This window comes from Acidobacteriota bacterium (assembly GCA_030949985.1).
Classification (GTDB): Bacteria; Acidobacteriota; Polarisedimenticolia; order J045; family J045; genus JALTMS01.
On sequence record JAUZRX010000051.1, the window covers coordinates 1 to 20,947 of the forward strand.

The 20,947-nt window shown below is 70.8% G+C and carries 19 protein-coding genes; 8 read left to right on the forward strand and 11 right to left on the reverse strand.

Annotated features, from left to right (window positions below):
- Positions 1 to 185 precede the first annotated feature (185 nt).
- Positions 186 to 779, reverse strand: coding sequence for a hypothetical protein (locus Q9Q40_11200; protein MDQ7007785.1), 594 nt, complete (start codon positions 777 to 779; stop codon positions 186 to 188).
- Positions 776 to 2,434, reverse strand: coding sequence for a hypothetical protein (locus Q9Q40_11205; GenBank protein MDQ7007786.1), 1,659 nt, complete (start codon positions 2,432 to 2,434; stop codon positions 776 to 778). Before Q9Q40_11205 ends, Q9Q40_11200 begins: the two co-directional genes overlap by 4 nt.
- Positions 2,435 to 2,480: 46 nt before the next feature.
- On the opposite strand from Q9Q40_11205, the gene Q9Q40_11210 reads away from it, so the two are divergent.
- The 3 genes from Q9Q40_11210 to Q9Q40_11220 all read left to right on the forward strand — a co-directional run bounded on the left by Q9Q40_11210 (position 2,481) and on the right by Q9Q40_11220 (position 4,806).
- A complete protein-coding gene (locus Q9Q40_11210; GenBank protein MDQ7007787.1) occupies positions 2,481 to 3,278 on the forward strand; it encodes an enoyl-CoA hydratase-related protein in 798 nt (265 codons plus the stop codon).
- Positions 3,279 to 3,543: 265 nt separating this feature from the next.
- Complete coding sequence (locus Q9Q40_11215; GenBank protein MDQ7007788.1) at positions 3,544 to 4,098, forward strand: hypothetical protein; 555 nt, start codon at positions 3,544 to 3,546, stop codon at positions 4,096 to 4,098.
- Positions 4,099 to 4,260: 162 nt separating this feature from the next.
- Positions 4,261 to 4,806 carry a hypothetical protein gene (locus Q9Q40_11220; protein ID MDQ7007789.1) on the forward strand — a complete coding sequence of 182 codons (546 nt, stop codon included), beginning with the start codon at positions 4,261 to 4,263 and terminating at the stop codon, positions 4,804 to 4,806.
- On the opposite strand, the gene Q9Q40_11225 is transcribed toward Q9Q40_11220, so the two are convergent.
- From Q9Q40_11225 to Q9Q40_11245, 5 genes are all read right to left on the reverse strand, one after another.
- A complete protein-coding gene (locus Q9Q40_11225; GenBank protein MDQ7007790.1) occupies positions 4,790 to 6,109 on the reverse strand; it encodes a COX15/CtaA family protein in 1,320 nt (439 codons plus the stop codon). The two genes, Q9Q40_11220 and Q9Q40_11225, sit on opposite strands and share 17 nt — an antisense overlap.
- Positions 6,110 to 6,192: 83 nt before the next feature.
- On the reverse strand, positions 6,193 to 8,028 hold the full coding sequence (locus Q9Q40_11230) for a thrombospondin type 3 repeat-containing protein (GenBank protein MDQ7007791.1): 1,836 nt from the start codon (positions 8,026 to 8,028) through the stop codon (positions 6,193 to 6,195).
- A 134-nt stretch (positions 8,029 to 8,162) separates the two neighbouring features.
- On the reverse strand, positions 8,163 to 9,599 hold the full coding sequence (locus tag Q9Q40_11235; protein MDQ7007792.1) for a potassium transporter TrkG: 1,437 nt from the start codon (positions 9,597 to 9,599) through the stop codon (positions 8,163 to 8,165).
- Positions 9,600 to 9,617: 18 nt separating this feature from the next.
- Complete coding sequence (gene trkA / locus Q9Q40_11240; protein ID MDQ7007793.1) at positions 9,618 to 10,976, reverse strand: Trk system potassium transporter TrkA; 1,359 nt, start codon at positions 10,974 to 10,976, stop codon at positions 9,618 to 9,620.
- 103 nt (positions 10,977 to 11,079) lie between these two features.
- The gene (locus Q9Q40_11245; protein ID MDQ7007794.1) at positions 11,080 to 11,715 is read right to left on the reverse strand and encodes a hypothetical protein; all 636 of its coding nucleotides are present in this window, start codon (positions 11,713 to 11,715) and stop codon (positions 11,080 to 11,082) included.
- A 182-nt stretch (positions 11,716 to 11,897) separates the two neighbouring features.
- Here Q9Q40_11245 and Q9Q40_11250 point away from each other — a divergent pair, with 182 nt between their 5' ends.
- A complete protein-coding gene (locus tag Q9Q40_11250) occupies positions 11,898 to 12,539 on the forward strand; it encodes a sulfur transferase domain-containing protein (GenBank protein MDQ7007795.1) in 642 nt (213 codons plus the stop codon).
- A gap of 159 nt (positions 12,540 to 12,698) precedes the next feature.
- Here Q9Q40_11250 and Q9Q40_11255 read toward each other — a convergent pair whose 3' ends face one another.
- Genes Q9Q40_11255 through Q9Q40_11265 form a run of 3 tightly spaced genes read right to left on the reverse strand, consistent with a single transcriptional unit; the run spans position 12,699 to position 15,590 of the window.
- The gene (locus Q9Q40_11255; GenBank protein ID MDQ7007796.1) at positions 12,699 to 13,202 is read right to left on the reverse strand and encodes a hypothetical protein; all 504 of its coding nucleotides are present in this window, start codon (positions 13,200 to 13,202) and stop codon (positions 12,699 to 12,701) included.
- Entirely contained in the window at positions 13,199 to 13,723 is a 525-nt protein-coding gene (locus tag Q9Q40_11260) for a hypothetical protein (protein ID MDQ7007797.1), read from the reverse strand. Before Q9Q40_11260 ends, Q9Q40_11255 begins: the two co-directional genes overlap by 4 nt.
- 58 nt (positions 13,724 to 13,781) lie before the next feature.
- On the reverse strand, positions 13,782 to 15,590 hold the full coding sequence (locus Q9Q40_11265) for a GspE/PulE family protein (GenBank protein ID MDQ7007798.1): 1,809 nt from the start codon (positions 15,588 to 15,590) through the stop codon (positions 13,782 to 13,784).
- 193 nt (positions 15,591 to 15,783) lie between these two features.
- On the opposite strand from Q9Q40_11265, the gene Q9Q40_11270 reads away from it, so the two are divergent.
- The 4 genes from Q9Q40_11270 (at position 15,784) to Q9Q40_11285 (ending at position 18,192) form a co-directional block, all read left to right on the forward strand.
- The gene (locus tag Q9Q40_11270) at positions 15,784 to 16,389 is read left to right on the forward strand and encodes an HAD family hydrolase (GenBank protein ID MDQ7007799.1); all 606 of its coding nucleotides are present in this window, start codon (positions 15,784 to 15,786) and stop codon (positions 16,387 to 16,389) included.
- Positions 16,390 to 16,398: 9 nt separating this feature from the next.
- Entirely contained in the window at positions 16,399 to 16,890 is a 492-nt protein-coding gene (locus Q9Q40_11275) for a hypothetical protein (GenBank protein MDQ7007800.1), read from the forward strand.
- 91 nt (positions 16,891 to 16,981) lie between these two features.
- On the forward strand, positions 16,982 to 17,362 hold the full coding sequence (locus Q9Q40_11280; GenBank protein MDQ7007801.1) for a nuclear transport factor 2 family protein: 381 nt from the start codon (positions 16,982 to 16,984) through the stop codon (positions 17,360 to 17,362).
- On the forward strand, positions 17,359 to 18,192 hold the full coding sequence (locus Q9Q40_11285) for an SDR family oxidoreductase (protein ID MDQ7007802.1): 834 nt from the start codon (positions 17,359 to 17,361) through the stop codon (positions 18,190 to 18,192). The genes Q9Q40_11280 and Q9Q40_11285 overlap by 4 nt, the downstream gene beginning before the upstream one ends.
- Here the strand turns inward: Q9Q40_11285 and Q9Q40_11290 are convergent.
- On the reverse strand, positions 18,159 to 20,750 hold the full coding sequence (locus tag Q9Q40_11290; GenBank protein ID MDQ7007803.1) for a hypothetical protein: 2,592 nt from the start codon (positions 20,748 to 20,750) through the stop codon (positions 18,159 to 18,161). The two genes, Q9Q40_11285 and Q9Q40_11290, sit on opposite strands and share 34 nt — an antisense overlap.
- Positions 20,751 to 20,947 lie beyond the last annotated feature (197 nt).

Here is a 20,947-nt window from a genome sequence, read left to right on the forward strand (position 1 = left end):
GCCAGTCCATGCCCCGTGGGAGAGCAAGAGCGGGGCCAGTTTGAACCCGCGCTCGGGCGCGGAGTTTGGGGACGAGGCGTCCGCATGCGGACAGGTGCCGCGGACAGGGTCCGGACACCCCCGGCGGCTTGCGCCCCCCCCGGCCCCCGGGGCCACGGGGTACATTCTTCGCTCCACGGTGGGGGTCAACGGGGTCGTCGGTGCCGGGCCAGCCATCGACCGGCGCGGTAGAGTCGGCCGACCAGGCCCCCCGGCAGCTCGGCCGGTCGGCCTTCGAGGTGCGCCCGAATGCGCTCGGCGGCGATGTGGTCGAGGCGGAAGAGAGCCCGTTGCAGCGGGTCCGGCCGGGTCGCGGGGCGGGTTCGGGCGAGGGCGAAGTCCACCAGCCAGAGGCGGCCGTCTTCCGCGACCAGCACGTTGGACCGGTGCAGATCCACGAGGGCCACACCCCGCCGGTGGCATCGGAGCAGCGCCCGGTCGAGGCGTTCGCAGAGCCCGGGGGGGAGATCCGGGGCGGCCCATTCCGACAGGCAACGGCCTGGAACCCTTTCGAGGACCAGGCGGTCCGGACCTTCTCGGGCGATCAGTCGCGGGATTTCTTCCAGTCCCGCCAGTCGGCGATAGGCCCTCTCCTCGCGGTCGAGGCACGGGCGGCCGTAGAGCCGCCGCAGCCACGGGCCCGCCTGTCGGTAGTCCTTGACCGCCACCTCCAGCCCGTCGCGCCGCTCGAAGCGCACGACGGCCTTGCTCCGGTTGCGCGGCTGCCCGGGTCGACTCAAGGCACCGCGCCTTCGTCCCGGACCGGAATCCCGTCGGGTTCTTCGGGCAGGGGATGCAAGGGGTCTTCCGGGGCGTGGCCCGTGTGGAGCCAGACGAAACTTCCCGACTTTTCCGGTAGGCCCAGGTGCCAGTAGTAGCGGGCCAGGGCCAGGGCCAGTTCGCGGTCTCCCCGCAGGGCGCGCTGGGTCATCCAGGTATAGCGCAGGTGATCGAAGGACTCGACGATGCGGGAGGCTTCGAGGTCGATGGCGGCCAGTCGGGCCCGGCCCCAGGCGTCGAAAGGCAGGACTTCGAGCAGGCGTTCGAGCCAGGCTCGCCGGGTCCCGGCTGCGGCGCCCGTTTCGACCAGGAGCCCGTCGAGCAGGACGAAAGCGGGCAGACAGCGGGGCTGCTGCCGGATCGCCGCCTCGAGCAGCCGGCGGGCCTCGATGCGGTTGGGCGTGCGCGGCGCGACCCGTTGACTCCAGTGCGCCTGTCGCCGCTCGGCGACGATCAGTTCGCGGGCCAGCAGGAGCTTCCAGGCCAGGGCGTCCGGTTCGGCTTGCAGGCCCCGCCGGGCCAGCGGCACCCGCAGTTCGGCGCCCGCCCGCCGCAGCAACCGGGCCAGGAGCAGGGAGCGCACCTTGGCCAGGGCGGCCCGGCGGGCGGTCTTTTCCAGCCGTGCGCTGTCGCCCTCGAGCCGCTCGACGAAGCGGTCGAGAGCGCGGTCGATGTCTTCCGGGCTGCGATCGGCCAGGGCCAGGCCGTCGACCAGCAGGGCGGCCACCCGCAGGCGGAGCGAGCCCAGCACGGCGTGCTCCTTGTTTTTCAGCAGGTGCACGGTGCGACGTTCGGTCACGCCGCCTTGGGTGTACTGGAGTTCGCTCAACCCCGGCTGGTAGCCCTCGGCGACCACGACGAAGCCGACCCGTACCTTGCGGGGGAAGATCGAGCCGGGAAAGCGCCGCGGATCGGCCATGTCGAAGATGCCGCTGATCGAGCGCAGGGTGCCGCTCGTGCCGGTCCGTCCCAGGTATTCGATGGGGAGCCGGGGCAGGGCCTGAAAACCGGTGCCGAAAGGATGGTGGTCGGGCGACCAGCGTCCCGAGGCCCGCTGCACCGCCGTGTAGCCGGACTGGCGCCACCAGGGATCCAGGTCGCGTACCAGTTCCAGGGCGTGGACGGCCGGGAAGGGGTAGGGCAACCAACGCCGCAGGCCGAAAAGACGGGCGCCGTCCGGGGCTTCGCTGACGCCGTAGAAGGAAGGATCGTGGTAGCGATAGACACGGGCGCCCTCGATGGGCTGTTCGTGCTCGCCGAGCACCAGCAGGTCGGTGACGATGGCCCGCCGCTTGAGGAAACGCCGCGGGAGGGGCTCATCGAGCGGTGCGCCTTCCCGCGGCAGAAGCAGCCGGTGGGTGACGGGCGCGTCCGCCGCTTTGCGCAGCGCCCGTTTCCCGCGGCGCCGGGCGGTCCGCGCCGAGGTTGGCAGGCGTCCGTCCCGGGCCGCCAGGTCGGGTCTTGCGATACCATCGACGACCGGCACATAGCCGTCGTAGTCACTGTCGTAGACCACGGGAAGCCGTTGGGCCCCCCAGGCCGGAACCGTCGGGGCGAGACCGGCGCTGAGCCATGCGAGGGCCATCGCCCACCATGGTATTCGAGGCGAGGTCATGCGAAGATCCTGCCCGCAACCCGCCTCTCCTGCCAAGAGGGTCTCCATGGGCAACGAGTCTGACGCCTCCCGCTGGGTCCACCGGGACGAGCCCGTCGCGGGGGTCGCCCGCCTGGTTCTCGATCGCCCCCCCGTCAACGCCCTGTCCCGGGCCCTGGTGGCCCGGTTGCGCGAAGAAGTCGACCAGGTGGGGCGTGATGCCGCCGCACGGGTGATTCTCATCGCCGCCCGGGGTCGGGCTTTTTGTGCGGGAGCCGATCTCAAAGAGCGCCGCGGCATGAGCGAGAGCGAGGTGCGGGCCACGGTGGCGGGTATCGGCGCGCTGACCCGAGCTGTCGCCGGCTTGCCCCAGCCCACCCTGGCGGTGATCTCCGGCGCGGCGTTGGGGGGAGGCCTCGAACTGGCCCTGGCCTGCGACCTGCGCATCGCCGCACGGTCGGCGAAACTCGGGTTGACCGAATGTTCGCTGGCCATCATCCCGGGTGCCGGGGGGACTCAGCGCATGGCTCGCATCGCGGGGCCCGCGGTGGCCAAGAAGTGGATTTTCTCCGCCCGGGTGGGCACCGCGGACGACGCCCTGGCCGACCGTATCGTGGACTGGGTGGTCGATGACGATCGGCTCGAGGAAGCCGCCCTCGAGCAGGCCCGCGCCATGGCGCGCTGCGGCCCCGTGGCCCTGCGGGCGGCCAAGACCGCCATCGATGCGGGACTCGGCGCGGGCAGTCTCGAAGCCGGCCTGGCCGTCGAACAGGCCTGCTACCAGCGGGTGCTGCCCACCGAGGACCGGCGCGAGGCTCTCAGCGCCTTCGTGGAAAAGCGTCCCCCTCGTTTTTCGGGCCGCTGAGAGCTCAAGAATCGACGATCCCGGCCGATCTGAGCAAGGGGGGCTGCGCCGCGGGACCGGGATCGATGAACTACGAAGGGGTCAGTGCTTTCGACCATGCGGCCGGCAGGATGCCCGGAGAGTCTCCCGCCTGCGGATCCGGTTCGCCCCGCGTCCTTGCCGGCGGGCTTCCCGCGCCGGTTTCCCCGGTCCGCCCGGGTCCTTTCCCGCGGCCACTTCCTCGGCATCGCTCCTCCGCGCCGGCCGGGTCGAGGGGAGTCTTCTGATGGACGTCGAAGCGGTCATCGCCATCGCCCGGCACCGGGCCGAGGACGATCTCGAGGGCGCCGTCGCCGCGCTCGAGCGTTATCGCGCGTCTCACGAGCCCCACCCGGAGTTGCTCGCCGCGTTGGCGGAACTCCATGATCGGCGGCAACAACCGCAACGGGCCCGCGCCTTGCGCGTCGAGGCGTTGCCTCTCTTTCTCCGGCAAAGCCGGGTGGAGCGGGCCGCGGCCCTGCTCGCCGGGGATCTCTCCCTCGGTCGGGACGCCGGTCTTGGGATCGAGGTCCTGCTGACCCTGGCCGGAGCCCTCAAGCCCGCAGGGGAAACGCGGGCTTCCGCCCGGATCTATGTCCAGGTGTTGCGGGTCGAGCCCGGACGCTCCGAGGCGATCCGGGGATTGCTCCAGGTCGCGGAGATGATGGAGCGTGACGGGAAAAGCCGGGAAGACGCCGCCGGCATTTACGACTTCATCCTCCAGCACTGCTCGGACTCGTCCCTCGCCCACTTCGCCGTGGAGGGGCGCGACCGACTCCGCCGTCAGCCGGCCCCGGTTTGACGCCTCCCGGATCCCGCCCCGTCCCCGTCGATGGACGGTGTGGGGGGAAAAGGTGGACACGCCGGTCCGGAAAACGCCCGCAAGCCGCTGAAAGCATGCGTTTCGGCCCCTTGGCGCGCCTTTTGCGGCTTTCGAGGGTCCAGTCCCCGAAAGGAGCCGACCATGCGCCCCCGAAGCCTGCTGATTGTCTCCCTGCCGCTGCTCTTCACCGCCGGACCGGCTCTCGCCGACCGGGAGCACCACCATCGTTTCCGCCGGCCGCCCGCCGTCCGGGTGGAAGTCGAGGCCGGCGGGCTGGTCGTGGCGGCGCGACGCCTGCGCGTCGCCGTCGAGCACGCCTGGCGGCCCCCGAGCCGTTTCGAACACGCCGCGCTGGTCGGGGCCGCGGAGGACTTCGAACGACACACGCGCCGACTCTACCGCGCCACCCGCAGACGCGGGCTGGATCGCCGGGAGGTGGCCGAGCGCTTCCTGCGGGTCGAGAGATCCTGGCACCGCCTTTCGAGCCGGCTGCGCCACTATCGGCCGGGCCGCCGGGTGACGCGAGCGGCGGCGCTTGCGGGGGAAGCCGTGTGGCATCTCGAGCGCCGGGTGGATCCCTGCCGGGTGAGCCGGGCTCGCCCTTGTCGGCCGGGTGCGCCGACCCGGGAAGATCGGCTCTTTGCGCGAGAAGGGCGCTTTGAGCGGGCCGTTAGGCCGGAGTTCTGAGCAGGCGACGGGTCCAGCAGGCGAGAAGCACGCACAGGCCCAGTAGCAGGGCGCCGTTGAGCTGATGGGCCGTGGCGACCAGTACCTCGGTCCAGGAGGGCTCGCCCCGGCCGCCGCGGAAGAGCACGGCCACCAGGGCGCCGAGTCCCAGCAGAAGCTGGAGCGGCATGATCCACAACAGCCAGGCGCCGAGCCGCCGGAGAATCGGGATCTCCCGGTGGGCGCCCCACGCGCGCAGGCCGGCGATCAGCGCGGCGACCGCCACCAGGCCGGCCAGGGAAACGTGGGTCACGATGCCCGCGTCCATTTGCTGACTTTCCACGTGACGGACCAGGGCGCCGAGCATGAGCTGGATCACGACCACCACGGCCAGCCCCGCGGAGAGCCTCTGATCGAGGCGGGCGGAGGGGTGGGGCGTGGGGGTCGCCCGACTCCAGGCGGTGGAGGTGAAGGCCGCCAGGGCGGCGAGCACCGACAGGAAGAGCTGCCCGAAGACTCCATGGACCATGGCCAGGGTCAGGCTGGGTGAAACCTGGGAGGGATCGGTCGTGAGAGTCAGTTTGCCGGTGACCCGCAGGCCGCCGAGAAGTCCTTGCACGGCCACCATCACCAGGGCGGCCAGGGCGAGCCATCGCCAGCGCCGGCCGCGCTCGTCGCGGAAGAAGCGGAAGGCCAGCACCAGGGTGGTCAGTCCGACCAGCGAGCCGAACAGGCGGTGGGCATGCTCGTAGTAGATGCCCCCGGTCATGCGCGACAGCGGATAGAGAAACATGTTGTAGCCGAAGGAATTCGGCCAGTCGACGACGGCCAGGCCCGCCTCCCAGCTGGTGACCAGGCCGCCCACGCCGATCAGCAGGCCCGTGGCGACCAGGTCGACGACGACCAGCAGCCACAGCCAGTTGAGTTCCCGGGTCGCGGCCCCTCGCCGACGCGATCCGACCCAGCCGCCGACGGCGCCCAGCGCGGCGCCCAGCGCCAGGGCGCCGGGGAACCACCAGAGGGCCGAGGGGGCCAGGGTGCCCGGAGCATCGCCCGACAGGAGGCTGCCGAGGATCAGCATGTTGAGGACGGCGGCGAGCAGGCCCGTGGCCAGCCCGGCCGCCGCGCCCCGCCCGGTGGTCTTGCCGGCGACCACGCCGCCGGCGAAGACCAGGGCCAGCAGGCCGCCCAGCAGCAGGGGACTGGGGACCCGGGCCGGGGGGATGCGGCAGAAATAGCCTACGGCCCACATGGCCACCGTGGTCCCGAAGGCGAGAGCGACGATGGCGCCCCGATCCGGGGCGGGTGCGATGGACTCGGACATGGCGATCGCCTCCAGCCGGAAGACGATTGCACGGGGCCCGCCGGGTTGCAACGGCCGCCGGTCCGCCCGGCGGACTCGCGGACTCAGGGACAGGCGTTCAGGCTGCGGGAAGATCCGTCGCTCGCGCTGCCGGGAGTGGATTCGCCGCAGATGTTCTCGCTGGTCACCAGGTAATGGAAACCCGCGGCCGTCGCCGGTGTGTCCGTGTCGTCATGGCTCGAGCCGGCGATGTCGGCGGCCAGGCAGTTCCACGAGGCGTCGAAGGTGATGGCGAAGTCGCCCCGGTAGACATTGGAAAAGGCGGCCTGGCTGCCGGGGGTCCAGGTCAGGGTGACCTTGCTCGGCGCCGCCCACGCGACGTTGTCCGCCTCGCCGGCCACCGCGGAAACGGAGGCGTCGAGTGGGGCGCAGTCGGCGGCGTCATCGACGCCGTCGTTGTCGTCATCGGCGTCGCAGGCGTCGCCGGCTCCGTCGGCGTCGAAGTCGGCCTGGTCGGGGTTGCTGGTGTTGACGCAGTTGTCGCAGACGTCCCCCAGGTCGTCGCCATCCGCGTCCGCCTGGTTGTTGTTGGCCACGGTGGGGCAGTTGTCGATCAGGTCCTGCACCTCGTCGCCGTCATCGTCGCTGCAGACGCCGATGTCCGTCACCGAGGCGCCGGCGAGGAACGAAGGGTTGTGGTAGGTGTCGCATTCCGCCTGGACCAGTCCGCGGTTGGCGCCGTTGTCGGTGCCGTACATGATCTGCCGGCTGTCGTTGGCGTGGGGCAGGCCCGTGTTGTGCCCGTACTCGTGGATCCACAACACGGCCTCGGTGCCGAAGCCGCTGGTGCGGACCACCGCCAGGCCGTTGCCGGGGGTCCAGGCGCAACCGATGATGTTGAAGCCGGGACCGCCGCACCAGTTGATGGCGCGGACCACCTTGGCCCGCGCGACCGAGTCGTTGAGTACCGCGTTGAGTTCCGCGCTGTCGTCGATCACGTCCAGCCCGTCACCGGTGCTGCCGAAGCTCCTGGCGTTGCCCGAGCGGGCCACGGTGATGCAGCAGCCCACGTCTCCCGAGTAGTCGGACCGGCCGGCGCGGAGGGAGGCCTCCTCGAGGATCGCGTCGAGGCGGCCGTTGTCCATGGGATTCGAGATGCTGACATGATTGGCGTAGGTGATGTCGTTGCGGTGCACGCGACCGGCGGGGTCGAAGGCCTCGGCTCCCGGCGGGGAGGGGGCTCCCCCCGGATCGATTTCGCCCCACCCGTCGCCCGTGGCCCGGGGACCGGCGGCAACGGAAGGTGTCGGCAAGACACCGGAGCGTTCCACGCTTTTCAGCAGTTCGAGGGCCGCCAGGGCGGCTTCGGCCGGGTCGCGGCTCATGCCCCCGGGCACCAGGCGCCCGAGGGCGATGTCGGAGACGCGGTTCCGGGCCGCGGGGAGTCCCGACCAGCCCAGCCCCCGCACCGCCGCCTCGATCAGGGCGTCACGCCAGTCGGTCGGGGTCTCGAAGCGGCGGGACGAGGCCAGCAGGCTCTCGTCCGGGGTGGCGGCGGTCATGCGCAGTAACAGGTCGAGGGCGTGGCTGTCGCCGCGGGCGGCGATGCGGCCCAGGGCCTGGGGAGCGAGCAGCAGGGCCCGCTCCTCCTCCGGCCTGCGGGGATCGGCGGGAGGATCCGTCAGCAGCCGGGCCAGGGCCCCGGTGGCCTGCGGGCCGCCGAGGTGGGCGAGGAAGGCGACGATGTTGTCGCGCCGCGGGAACGTGGGGTCGGCAAGGGCTGCGAGCAGCCGCTCGCCGGCCTCGGCGCCCACGGCCCGCCGGGCCGTCTCGGGGGTGATGCCGTGGATGTAGGTGGCCGTCAGCGGGTCTTCCGCGGCCAGGGCCGGAAGCAGGCCGGCGAGGGCCCACAGGAGTCCACAGACCATGTATCGCATCATTCGGACGCTCCCCGTTTGCGGTGCTCGGTCCCAGAAACTACGGGCAAAGTGCCGCCGGATCAACGGACGAGGGCGATGCCCGCCCCGTCGCCCCCGGCCCGCCCGGGCGGGCACGGTGCGAGTCGTGGCTTTCTTCAGCGGCGCCAGAAGCCGGGCGAGAAGACCAGCAGCACCGTGTAGAGTTCGAGGCGGCCGCAAAGCATCAAGAACGAGAGCACGAGTTTGTCGTATGCCGACAGCCAGGCGAAATGGTCGGTGGGGCCCACCCCGGCCAGTCCCGGCCCGACGTTCCCCAGGGCCGTCAGGGCGGCGCTCCACGAAGTGACCAGGTCGATGCCGCCGGCGTTGAGGATCAGGCTGCCGATGGCGGCCAGGGTCAGGTAGGCCGCGAAGAAACCCCACACTGCCGCCATGACTTCCGGGGGCACGGCGCGGCCATGGTAGGTCACCGGGCGTACGGCGTGCGGGCTTTCCATCCGCCGAAACGAGGAACGCAGGCCGCGGAAGGCGAGCAGCGTGCGCAGGGTCTTGACACCGCCGCCGGTGGAGCCGGCCATGCCGCCGAGGATCAGCAGCAGGACGATCGGGCCCTGCATGCCCACCGGCCAGAGCTCATAGTCCGCCGTCGCGTAGCCTGTCGTGGTCATCAGGGAGACCACCGTGAACAGGGCGTCCTCTCCAGCGCGAAGCAGCGGCGCGCCGTGGGCCGCAAGACCGATCCAGGTGGGGAGGAAGAAGACCAGGGTCAAGGTGATGTACCAGCGGAACTCGGGATCCCGCAGCACCTCCCGGCCGCGCCCCGAGACGACCTTGAAGTGCAGCACGAAGTTCATCCCGGCCATGAACATGAAAACGATGATCACCGCGCGCAGGTAGGGGCTGGCATAGGCGGCGATCGACGCGTTGCGGGGCGAGAAGCCCCCCGTGGCGAGGGTCGTGAAGGCATGGTCGAAGGCTTCGAGAAGGGGCATGCCGCCCAACTTCAGCGCCATGGCTTCGGCCAGTGTCAGGCCGACGTAGATGTACCAGAGATAGCGTGCCGTGACGGCCAGCCGCGGCGCGATCTTGTCCGCCACGGGCCCCGGGACCTCGGCCTTGAAGAGTTGCATGCCGCCGACACCGAGCAGGGGGAGGATGGCGATGGTGAAGAGGATGATGCCCATCCCGCCGATCCACTGGGTGAACGAGCGCCAGAAGAGCAGGCTCTGGGGCAGGGCCTCGATATCGGTGATGACGGTCGAGCCGGTGGTGGTGATGCCCGAGACCGCCTCGAACCAGGCGTCCGTCGGAGCCAGGGCGCCGGCGAAGACGAAGGGCAGGGCCGAGATCGCCGATGCGACGATCCATCCCGAGGTGACGACGATGAAGCCGTCGCGGGTGGACAGGGCGCGCGGCGCACCCCGGCTCGGCAGGAAAAAGGCGAGAACGAGGCCCGCACTGACGGCCAGCGCCGAGAGGAACGGGGCCGGGCTCTCGCCGAGGATGATGGCCAGGCCCGCGGGCAGCAGGAGGAAAGTGGTCATCAGCGCCGCCAGGGCGGCGAGGATGCGCAGGTTCAGCCGGAGATGCATCTTCTGGACCGGTCCGGTTCAGGCATCTTCGACGAAGCTCACGAACTTTTCCGAGGCCTCGGCCAGGACGAAGACCACGGCCCTCGACCCCCGGGGGATCCGGTCGTCGCCGCCGGGCACGAAGACGCGATCGGGCGTGGCCACCGCCGCGAAGATCACGCCATCGGGGAGTTTCAGCTCTCGCAGCGGACGGTCGGCCAGCGGCGACCGCTCGTCGACCTCGATCACGGAGATTTCCACCGCCTCGTGGGGAAGACTGGCCACCTCCTCGAAGTGAGTGCCGCGGACGAAGCGCAGGATCTCCGAAACCGAGGCCAGGCGCGGCGAGACGACGGCATCGACGCCCATGCCCTCGGCCACGGCCAGGTAAGTGGTGTTGTCCACCAGCGGGATCGTCCGGGGACAGCCCATGCGCTTGGCGAGCACCGCCGAGAGCAGGTTCGTTTCCTGGTCGTTGGTCGCGGCGATGAAGGTGTTCGTGCGCTCGATGCCGGCTTCCGCCAGCATGCTCTCGTCGAGAATGTCGCCGTGGATGACGAAGGCGTCCGGAAGCTCCACGGCCAACTTCTCGGCTTCCTGCCGGTTTCTGTGCAGAATCGTCGTGCTGTGGCCTTGCTCGAGGGCCCCCCGGGCCACCAGTCGGCCGATATTCCCGCCGCCACCGATGACCAGGCGGGGCAGGCGGTCGACGTCCCGCCCCATCATGCGCAGGATGTTGATGATCCCTTCGGGTTCGGAGGAGAAGTAGGCGATGTCGCCGGGCTCGATGGCGGATTCGCCGCCGGGGAGCAAGGCGCGCCCGGCGCGGTAGATGACCGGGATCAGGAAGCGGTAGCGGGGAAACATCCGCGGCAACTCCCGCAGGGTCTTACCCGCCAGGGGAGAGTTCCGGGCGATGCGGAAAGCCGCCACCAGGACTCGGCCGCCGAGCAACTCCGCCACGTCCACGGCCTCGGGCACGTGGATCAGCGAGAGGATGCGTCGTGCCGCCACCTGGTCGGGATTGATGGCGTGGGTCTGACCGGACCAGATGCGGGTCAGATCGGGCAGGTTCTCGAGGTAGTCCTGGTGGCGCAGGCGGATCACCTTGGTCGGCACGTCGAACGAGGCGCCGGCGATCAGCGAGGCGATCATGTTCACCTCGTCGGAGTCGGTGACCGCCAGCAGCAGGTCTGCGCTGTCGAGGCGGGCCTCCTTGAGGACCGGCAGGGCGCAGCCGTTACCGGTGACCACCTGGATGTCGAGGCGGTCGAGGAGTTCTCGCGATTTCTCGCCGTCCCGCTCGATCATCACCACGTCGTGACCGTCGGCGGACAGGCGCCGCGCACAGGTCATGCCGACCACGCCGGCGCCGATGATCACGATCTGTTTGCTCATATCGAGTGGGATCATCTCCCGCGGGCGGGGGCCGGGGCAAGGCCCTGGGCCCCGCGGAACACCGCGACTCCGAACGGCGCGGGTGCCGGTCCTCCGGGGAGGCTCAGGACCCCGCGCGGACTCCGCGCAGCAGGGCGATGAAGGCCTCCCTTTCAGAGCGTACCGTGGCCTCGGGTCCGGTCATCTTGAAAAACCACGGAGCGTCGGGGCCGGAGGCGATGGCTCCCAGCAGCATGGCGTTGTCCATGGCGTCGCCCGGCCCCGAGCCCATGCCGCCGGTGTAGGTGCCGGTGACTTCGACCATCTTGACCGGGACCGCCGTGCCCTCCAGGTCGGTGACCTGCATCGCTTCGAAGGACGGCGAGCCGTCGGGCTGGGTGAACTGGTGGGCCCAGCGCTGAACGTTGGCCATCGGGTCGCCGCCCTGGCCGGGACCGAAGTAATAGACGACCAGTTCGGCATCGCCTCCCGGGCCGCTGATCCGGTACTGCGCCCGGCGCATGGTCGAGGCGGGTGTCTCGGCGATCCACCGGTCCGGGGCCTGCCAGGACAGGGCCGCCGGGCCCGTGCCGGCGTTCTCCGGGGGGGCGGGGATGACGATCGGTCCGTCGCCGGCAGGGGCCGGAGGCGCGGCCTCGGCGCTCTCCGCCCGGGGGGCCGGGTCGGCGCAGCCGGCGGCAAGCAAGGCGGCGGCCGCGAGCAGCAGGAAAGGAAGACCAGCAGGGCATCTCAACGACATGGCAAGGACTCCGGGGCAGGGCTGGCAATGCCCTGCGAGGTCCAGACGCTAATGCCGAATCCCGGCGGGCGCCAGTACCCGGCGGGACGCCGAGTCGCAGGTCGAATCGCGACCGGAACGGCCGGCAAGGTCTGGTAACCTCGGTGCGGTGCGGTGCCGGGTCCGGTGCCGTGGAGGGAGCGATGCGGAAGAGGCTCTGGCCCATGATGGTGGGCCTGCTGATGCTGAAGGGATGGATCTTCTCCTGTGGGCGGGGGGGCGCCACGGAGGAAGCGCTCCGGGCGCCGTCCGGGACGCCCCGGTCCACGGTGGCGCTGGAGATCGATCCCGACTCGCTGCCGAAACCCTTCCGGGAGATCGACGGGATCCGCCGGGAAGTGCTGAAGGACGGAAGGGTTTTCATCACCGGCCAGCCCTCCGAGTCGGCCTTGCGGGCCCTGGCCCGGCGCGGCGTGCAGGCGGTGGTGAACCTCAGGACCCCCGCCGAGATGAACAACCGTCGGGCGGTTCCTTTCGATGAGGCCGGGGTCGTCGAGGCACTGGGGATGGAATACGTGCCGATTCCCCTCGGTGGGCGGGACTATCCCTACTCCCCCGAGGCCGTGGACCGGCTGGAGGATGTCCTGCGGCGTCACTCAGGGGATGTCCTGCTGCATTGCGCCGTCGCGGGCCGGGCCATGCACCTGTGGGTGGCCTATCTCATCCGTTACCAGGGCTACGACGTGGACGCCGCCCTGCAGCGGGGGCGGGCGTTGGGAGTGCGGCGGCGGGATCTCGCCGGCCTGTTCCCGGCCGCGCCGCATCGCGGGGGGGAGGGCGACTAAAGGCCCGCCCGCAAAGCCCCTCCCGCGCGGGGAACCGGGTTTCCGGCGGTCGGCACACCCGGCGAAACCCGCCGTGCGCCCGATACGACTTCGTCCCGTCGGGCGCGCTGACTGCGCAAACTCCGCCCCTTGCATCGAAAAGGCTTGATCAACGGGCTGCTACTCTCCCCGGGGAGCTTTCACGGTGTCGGTGAGGTCGTCGATGTAGAGTTGGGCCGGGCCCTGGCCGATCTTGACCCACAGGTCGGGCCAGTCATCGCCGTCGAGGTCGTTGGCCAGGAACGGGTGAGCGCAGGCGAAGATGATCGGTTCGTGAAAATGGGATTCCAAGCGGAACACCGAAAACGTGTATTTTCTGTTGCCGGCCGGCAGGGTGACGTTCTGGCCGGCGAGAAACATCGGCTCGTCGTGCGCAAAGGTCGCCCAGGCCAGGGCCCGGGATCCGAAGTGTGGAAGCTCGGGGTAGAAGGTGCCGTGGTCTCGTTCGTAGAGCGACTCGTCATTCATCAGCATCTTCATCTGGCTCTGCATGCGGGCTCGCTCGACGGCGAAGATGGCCGAACGATAGGCCGGCACGGCCAGGGAGCTGACCAGCGCCAGCAGGGCCAGGACGACGAAGAGTTCGACGAAGGTCAGGCCGCGGTTGCCATGAGGGATCATCATCGCTGGGCTTCCTCGAACAGGGGGGTGGGGGGAGGAGATTCGAGGATGAGCGGCGTGGAGCCGGCGGTGATTTGCAGGCGATAGCGCCCCTGTTCGATCTTGCTGTAGGCGATACCGTCGGCGAGAATTTTCCCGGCGATGGCCGGCGGCAGCCGGTGCGTGATGACGGCCAGGTCTTCCGGGTAGTCGCCGGTGCGTCGGCGGTGGGCCTCGAGGCCCGCCTGGAGGAGAAAGGCGTTGGCGGCCTGCTGGACCAGGGTGGACCGCTCGACGGACGGACCGCCGCTGCCCGGCAGGCTGCCCGGGGATGGAGGCCCGAGCCACAGGATGGCCGCGATTTCTCCGGCCGCGACGATCAACCCGGCGGCGATGAGCAGCCGCAAGACCGTGCGCCGGTGGCGGCTGCCGTCGACCGGGGCCACCGACCGGCGTGCGTGGCCGTTGACGGCCTTGCTGCCGACCTGGCTCCCGGCGATGGCGATGGCGCACTCGATGCAGACGGGAGGATGGCTTCCCGCCATCAGGCACTCGTCGCAGAAGTCTCGCCTGCACGCACTGCAGACGGCCCGGACGGGGCGCTCAGGGTGTGTGCAACACTTCGGCATGATCGGTCTCCCCGGGCGATCGTGAGGTGGATCGCGAGGCCGTATCGTTCTCGAGTGCAGCGTGATCCGGATCGGCCTGGCGGGCGAGTTCTCTCAGGGATGTCAAGCGGGCGCGCACCTTCTCGAGGCCATCCCACCAGAGCCGGCGGAATCCCTCCTCGGCGGCCATCGCTTCGAGGGCGTCGTCGGCGGCCCCCTGGGCGATGAGGCGCCGCATGTGGGGGCCGATCGATACGAGTTCGTGGACACCGATCCTGCCCCGGTAGCCGATGCCCATGCAGCGGTCGCATCCTGCTCCCGCCAGGTAGGGCAGGGACTCGCGTTCGATCCACGGGCCGAGGTAGAGCCGTTCGTCCTCGGTGGGCTCGACGGGATGCGCACAGTGGGAGCACAGGCGCCGAACGAGCCGCTGGGCCAGCACCGCGACGAGGGAAGCCGAAATCAAGTAGCGCGGCAGGCCCATGTCGAGCAGTCGCGTGATGGCCGACAGGGCGTCGTTGGTGTGGAGGGAGGCGAGAACGAGGTGGCCGGTCTGGGCCGCCTGCACGGCGATGTGGGCGGTTTCCTCGTCGCGGATCTCGCCGACCAGGATGATGTCGGGATCCTGCCTGAGGATCGAGCGCAGGCCCTTGGCGAAGGTGAATCCCACCGCCGGCTGGACCTGGGCCTGGGTGACGCCGGGTAATTCGTACTCCACCGGGTCTTCCAGGGTGACGATGTTGACGTCGCTGCGGTGCAGGTGCCGCAGCGTGGCATAGAGCGTCGAGGACTTACCGGATCCGGTGGGGCCGGTAACGAGGACGATCCCCTGGCGCCGGTTCAGCACCGACTTCCACGCGGTGAGGATCGAGTCGGACATGTCGACCGTTTCGAGAGTGAAGTTCTGCTGTTCCTTGTCCAGCAGGCGCAGGACCACCTTCTCGCCGTGGATCGAGGGGAAGGTCGAGACGCGAACATCGATGTTGCGTCCGCGGTAGCGGATGCGGATCTTCCCGTCCTGGGGCATGCGCTTTTCGGCAATGTCGATTCGGGCGAGGATCTTGACCCGCGATATCAGCGCTGGAACGGCGGCGTCGGCCAGGACATAGGGCTTGGGCTGCAGGCTGCCGTCGATGCGGTAGCGCACCTGCATCTTGTCTTGCTGGGGCTCGAGATGAATGTCGGAGGCCCGTTCCTGGATGGCGCGGGCGATGATCAGGTTGACCAGTCGGATGACCGGACGATCCTCCTCTTCGCCCTCGACGTTCAGCGCCAGGTCGGAGTCCTCGTTCTCTTCCATGGCCTCGAATTCGAGGCCACAGAGTTCCTCGGCGTCTTCCGCCATCTCGCCGTAGTAGTGGGTGAGATGCCGCTCGATGTCGCTCTCGAGGGCGAGGACGGGCAGAATCTCCTTGCCGGTCAGAAAGCGCAGTTCGCCGAGTTTCGCCAGGTTGTAGGGGTCGTGCAGGGCGACGGTCAGTTGATGGCCCACCAGGAAGAGGGGGATCACCTTCAGTTCGAAGGCCTTCTCCTTGGGGATCACGTCGCGGATCTGGGGGTCGCCGTAGGTCGCGTCGAGATTGATCACCGGTGTGTCGAGCAATTCGCCGAGCATCGAACACAGGGTCGGCCTGTCGAGGAGCCCCATTTCGACCAGGGTCTCCCCGAGAGGTTTGCCGGAACTCTTGTGCAGCACGAGCGCCTTGCTCAATTGGGCGGGGGTGATCACGCCACGCTCGACGAGGAGGTCACCGAGCCGTTTACGCCTTTTCATCTTGTCGTCCTGGCGGCTGGTCGAATTCATGGGAACTCCGCCCGCCTGGGTTCGCCCCGGGGCCGGGTGTTGGGTCGGGTCTCCCCCGCACGTGGAAATCCCCTGGGGTCAATATCGGCGGGCGTCAGCAGAACGCAAGGTCCGCCGGGGCGGGCGGTGAGAGACGGAATTTTCCGGCAAGATGGCCAGCCGTCGCCCCATGCCGCAAAGGAGCGGGTAGCCGATGTCGATCTTTCGCCAACGTGTGCGTGGCCTGCGTGCCGCGGTTTTCGACCTGGATGGCACGCTGGTCGCGTCGCCCTACGACTGGCCCGCGATCCGCCGGGAGCTGGGGATCCATGGTGACTCGTTGATCGACGAACTCAATGCCCGCGATCCCGCCGCCCGTCGGGCCGGCTGGGCCCGCCTCGAAGAGCGCGAGGCGGAGGCCACCCGGGGGGCGAAAATCATCGCCGGGGCCCGGGAAGTGCTCGACTTCCTGCGTCACCGCGGCATGGCCCTGGCGCTGGTCACGAACAACTCCGAAACCAACGCCCAGGCCCTTCTCCGGCGCTTCGCGTTGCGCTTCGACGTGGTGCTGACCCGCGATTCGGGACTCTGGAAGCCCTCGGGTGAGAGCCTGCTCGAAGCCCTGCGGCGGCTGGGGCGCCGGCCGGAGGAAAGCATGATGGTGGGTGATACCCGCTGGGATCTCCAGGCGGCTCGAGAGGCCGGCTGCGCCCTTGCGGTGATGCTGGGGCCTGCGGCCCGGGATCTTCCCGCGGATCTGATCCTCGAGGGGCCGGCGGCTCTGCTCGGCGAACTGGAGCGGGCCTTCGGCTCCGCGTAGAATCCGGCCATGCCCTACTGCCCCCAGTGCCAGGGAGAGTTCCGCGACGGCTTCACCCACTGCGGGCAATGCCAGGTGGAACTGGTACACGACCGCCTGCCCGCCGATCCTTTCGCCGATCCCCGCGCCATGGCCGAGATGCTGCGCGGGCGGGACCTGGTGCCGGCCTTCTCGGGCTCGCCCGCCGGTATCGGCGAACTGCGTGACGCCCTGGCCCGCCGGCAGATTCCTTCCGTCGCGGCATCTCCCGGCGAGTGCGGCGCCTCCTGCCGCCCGGAGCTGTTGCTGCTGCTCGAAGCGCGGGACGTGGAGCGGGCCGAGGCCTTCTTTCACCAGGAGCACCGGCCGACCCTGGCCGCCGAGTTCGTCCAGGTCATCGCGCCGGGAGCGGAGGAGGAGACGGCCGCCGCGGCGGACGGCCCTTGCCCCGCCTGTGGGGCCGCCGCCCGCCTCGATGCCGATGGCTGCTGCGGCGCATGCGGACTCTTCCTCGGCGGCTGAGACGCTCGATTCGGGGCTCCGTCGGAGGCCCGCTTCCCTCCGCCGGGGGGCTCGCCTTTTGCGCCGACGTCTTCAGGGCTATCCTCGGTCCATGACCGAGGACGATATCCGGGGTTTTTTCGACGCGTTGCAGCGCGCCGATTTCGACGATCTCGAGCGGGTGCTCGCCGAGGACGTCCTGCTGGTCTTTCCCGGACGCCGCTTCGGGGGCGAGGTGCGGGGCCTCCGGCGCGTGCGGGTCTTCCTGCGCCAGAACCAGCGCCTGTTCCGCGGCGGCCTGCGCTTCGACCTCTCCTGGGTCGGAGTGATCGGTGACCGGGCCGTGGCCCAGTGGACCAACCGGGGCACGACCCGCGATGGCCGGGCCTATGCCAACCGCGGTGTGACCCTCTTCCGCGAGGAGGGAGGCAAAGTCGTCGAGATCCAGGACTACCTGGACACCGAGCGCGTGGCGGAGACCTGGCCCCGATGAGTGACCGTTCGCGGTGGCTGCCCGGGGGGATTCTCGAGGGCCGGTGCGCCATCGTCACGGGAGGGGGCACGGGTCTCGGCCTGGAGATTTCCACCCGCCTCGGTGAACTGGGCGCACGGGTCGCTTGCGTCAGCCGTGACACCGCGCATCACGAGGAACTGCTGTCCCGGGCCGCGAAACACGGATTCGAGGTGATCTCGAGGGAACTGGACGTGCGGGACTATCGCGCCGTGCGCCGGGTGGTGCGAGAGATCGGCGAGGAGTGGGGCCGGATCGACATCCTGGTCAACAATGCCGCCGGCAATTTCGTGCGGCCCGCCCTGGCCCTGCCTCCCAAGGCCTTCGAGACGGTGATCGACATCGCCCTGGTCGGGGTGTTCACCATGTCCCGGGAGGTGGCCCTGCAGATGAGAAAGACGGGGGGGGCGATCGTCAACATCTCGGCGCCCTACGCGCGGGATGGCAAGCCCGGTGTGGTGCACTCGGTGTGCGCCAAGGCCGGCGTGGAAGCCATGACCCGTTCCCTGGCCGCCGAGTGGGCCGAGCTGGGTATTCGCGTCAACGCGGTGTCTCCCGGACCCTTCACCTCCCAGGGAGCGGCGGATCGTCTCTGGCCCAGCGAAGAGATCGAACAGGCCGTGCGCGGGCAGATTCCCCTGGGGCGCTTCGGCAAGACCGAGGAGATCGCCGAACTGGTCTGCCTGCTCGCCGGCCCGACGGCGGCCTGGATGACGGGCACGATTTTGCTGGCGGACGGCGGCTGGAGCCTGCCCAGGCCCCTGGTGGAAGGCGCCGATCAGCGGATTCTCCGGCGGCGCAGCCAGAGATAGAGGCCGGCGGCGGCGGCGGCCATGGCGGCCAGCAGCGCCAGGCTCGCCGCCCGGGAAAAGCGCCCCGGCGAGGGGAGCCTTCCGGGGGCCGTCCACAGGGTCAGGCGGGAGGCCAGGCGGGGCTGCCGGGTCGCGAGTCGAACGGCGCCGGCCAGGGGGTTGCGATCCCAGGCGGGCAGAAGCCCCGCCAGGGTTTGGGCCTGCTCCGGTTCGAGGGGTTCGACAGAGAGCAGCGCGTAGCGGCGGGGGCCGTCGAGGGCGGCTTCGGCCAGGACCCGCAGGCCCAGCCGGTCGGCTCCCGCCCGGAGTCCCACGACCACCAGCCCATCTTCGATATCCGGGGCCTCCGCCTGTCGACCGAGCCGCTCGACCTCCATCCAGCCCCGTTCTCCGGCGCCGGCCGGCGGGATCAGCCACCCGGTGGCCAGGGGCCAGCGGCGGGGGACCAGGCCGGCTCCCACGTGCAGGGGCCAGTGTCCCTCGCCTCCGGCGGGAGCCGCCTTTCCCGGGAACTCCGGGGCTCCGGCCAGGTCCTCCACCAGGCGGCGCAGGGGGCGCTGGGGTCCGGGGCCCACGAGCCGCCAGGGGCGGCGGGCGCCGGTCGGCGTGGCGGGGCTGCGGGGGAGTGCCACGGGGCGCACCACGCGCACCACCAGCAGGTCCGGCCTGCCGGGCCAGGTGAGCCCGGGCGGAGCGGCGGCGGGGCCCGCCCAGTACAGCACGCTCGCGGCGGCGCAAGGGGGTCGGGAGAGGGCCTGGTCACCGGGGGGCAGGGCCGCCGCGGCGCCTTCGGGGCCGATCGCGATCCAGGGCGCCCGGGGATCGGCGGTGGCCAGCACCAGGCAGGCTTCCCCCGGCAGGCTGCGAGCGATTTCCGCCGGGCTCTCCCCCCAGCTCCGGTCGAGCACCGACCAGCCGCGGGAGGTGCGGGTGAGATTCTTCAGCAGCCGGGAGGTGGCCGCCGCCACCGGGTGCCCGGCAGCCAGGTCCGCGGCCAGACCGACTCCCGGCAGGGCCAGGGCCGGCCGGCCTTCCATCTCCTCGATGGGGCGCAGCTCCTCCGGCGCGACGATGCGCGTCAGGTCGGCTTCCTGCAGATCGAGCAGGCCCTCGGCCACCGCCGCGGAAGCCTCCTCCTCGTCACCGGCCGCCAGGGCCGCGCGGGCGGCGGTCAGGTGCATGGCGGCCAGCAGGCGGCCGGGGGTCGCCGAGGCCGCCCGGGGCCCCAGCCGACACAGCTCTTGCGCCACGGAAGGTTCGGACCGGTCGAGAGCCCAGGAGGCCCGGAGGATTCGTGCGGCGGCCTCGAGCCGGGGGTCGCCGCCGGCCGCCAGGCGGCCGAGCGCCCTGTCCAGGATCCGGTGTCCAGGCTCCTCCCCCAGCAGGAAGGCCTGGGCCGTCTCGAGCAACGCGGCGCGGTGTACCAGCCCCGCGCCGGCGAGAGAGGCGGCCACCTCCCCCAGGCGGTGGGCGAGGGCCGTTCGATCCGGGCCCCGGCTCGCCGCGGCGGACAGGGCGAGGGACTGCCCCCGGTCGGCCAGGGCCAGGGCGCCGACGGACCGCGCCTGCAACGGCACGGGCGAGAGGCCCAGGCCGGTCCGGGCGCGGGTGCGGACGGCTTCGGCCGCGGTCCGCCAGGCTTCCGGCAGCGGCTCTGTCGGCAGACGCTCGAGGGCCCGCAGCGGTCGGCCCCGGGCCAGTTCCAGTTCGGCCCAGACTACTTGGATCATCGCCTCCAGCCGGCGCGTGTCGCGGGGGGCGACCACGGGGCCGAGGGTTGCCAGCACGCCCCGCGCCGGATCCGGTCGGTGGGCGGCGATCAGTGCCCGGGCCAGGGCCAGCCGGCCGGGGATTCGGACTTCCGGCACCTGGGGCATGCCCGGCAGGCCCACCGCCAGGGCCGCCGCCGCGCCGGCTTCCCGAAAGCGGCCATCGGCCCGCAGGCGATCGGCGTGGAGAGTGAGCAGCCATCGACTCTGGGGATAGCGGGAGACCGCCGCCGCCAGAACCTCTCCCGCCGCGGCGGGCTGGGCGCAGGCCAGCAGGGTCTCCACCCGCAGGGCGGCGAAATCGGGGTCCTTGCCGATGGCCCGGGCTCGGGCGGCCATCCACTCGTGCAACCCCGGGGGATCCGGAGAGGTGCGACAGAGGGGCTCGGCCAGCAGGGGGCTGCGGGCGCCGGCCATGACGGCCGAAAGCAACAGGTTGTGGGCCTCACGGCGCCGGTCGAAGGCGGCGAGGATCAAGGCGCGCCCTACGCTGGCCCCCACGTCGCGCCGGGTGCGGCGCAGACGCTTGCGGAAGACCTTGGACCAGCGGGTCGCTTCTTCCGTGCCCTGTTCGAGGGCCATGAGAGCCAGGGAGCGATGGACCGGGATCGAGGCGGGGGCCCGCTCGGCCAGCTCCGCCAGTTGCTCGAGGGCGGCCGGGGCGTCGCCCGCCAGGTGAGTCCTCAGGGCGCGCACGTAGCGCTCCCGGAGCTCGTCCGGTGCGGCAGGGGTCGGCGCCGGCAGGCTTGCCAGGAGCCCTGCCAGGATCAGGAGTCTGGGCCCGTTCACGGCGGTGCATTCTACCCGGCTTCGCCCGATGGCTGCGGCGGGCCGGTCGGGGGGAGGCCCGGAAAAGTGGCGCGGCTGAAGGCTCCAGAGCTGAAAACAGCATTCTCGGGAGGTCAGTCGACGTGGGGGCCAGAGCCCGCGCCGCGCCTGGGCAGAGAGACGGACGCGGGAAGGAGCGCCGGCGTCCAGGAAAAAAT

Coding starts and splice junctions, on each gene's coding strand:
- Q9Q40_11205 (MDQ7007786.1), bottom strand. CDS start 2,434: ATGACCTCGCCTCGAATACCATGGTGGGCGATGGCCCTCGCATGGCTC.
- Q9Q40_11210 (MDQ7007787.1), top strand. CDS start 2,481: ATGGGCAACGAGTCTGACGCCTCCCGCTGGGTCCACCGGGACGAGCCC.
- Q9Q40_11215 (MDQ7007788.1), top strand. CDS start 3,544: ATGGACGTCGAAGCGGTCATCGCCATCGCCCGGCACCGGGCCGAGGAC.
- Q9Q40_11220 (MDQ7007789.1), top strand. CDS start 4,261: ATGCGCCCCCGAAGCCTGCTGATTGTCTCCCTGCCGCTGCTCTTCACC.
- Q9Q40_11225 (MDQ7007790.1), bottom strand. CDS start 6,109: ATGTCCGAGTCCATCGCACCCGCCCCGGATCGGGGCGCCATCGTCGCT.
- Q9Q40_11230 (MDQ7007791.1), bottom strand. CDS start 8,028: ATGATGCGATACATGGTCTGTGGACTCCTGTGGGCCCTCGCCGGCCTG.
- Q9Q40_11235 (MDQ7007792.1), bottom strand. CDS start 9,599: ATGCATCTCCGGCTGAACCTGCGCATCCTCGCCGCCCTGGCGGCGCTG.
- trkA (MDQ7007793.1), bottom strand. CDS start 10,976: ATGAGCAAACAGATCGTGATCATCGGCGCCGGCGTGGTCGGCATGACC.
- Q9Q40_11245 (MDQ7007794.1), bottom strand. CDS start 11,715: ATGTCGTTGAGATGCCCTGCTGGTCTTCCTTTCCTGCTGCTCGCGGCC.
- Q9Q40_11250 (MDQ7007795.1), top strand. CDS start 11,898: ATGCGGAAGAGGCTCTGGCCCATGATGGTGGGCCTGCTGATGCTGAAG.
- Q9Q40_11255 (MDQ7007796.1), bottom strand. CDS start 13,202: ATGATGATCCCTCATGGCAACCGCGGCCTGACCTTCGTCGAACTCTTC.
- Q9Q40_11260 (MDQ7007797.1), bottom strand. CDS start 13,723: ATGGCGGGAAGCCATCCTCCCGTCTGCATCGAGTGCGCCATCGCCATC.
- Q9Q40_11265 (MDQ7007798.1), bottom strand. CDS start 15,590: ATGAATTCGACCAGCCGCCAGGACGACAAGATGAAAAGGCGTAAACGG.
- Q9Q40_11270 (MDQ7007799.1), top strand. CDS start 15,784: ATGTCGATCTTTCGCCAACGTGTGCGTGGCCTGCGTGCCGCGGTTTTC.
- Q9Q40_11275 (MDQ7007800.1), top strand. CDS start 16,399: ATGCCCTACTGCCCCCAGTGCCAGGGAGAGTTCCGCGACGGCTTCACC.
- Q9Q40_11280 (MDQ7007801.1), top strand. CDS start 16,982: ATGACCGAGGACGATATCCGGGGTTTTTTCGACGCGTTGCAGCGCGCC.
- Q9Q40_11285 (MDQ7007802.1), top strand. CDS start 17,359: ATGAGTGACCGTTCGCGGTGGCTGCCCGGGGGGATTCTCGAGGGCCGG.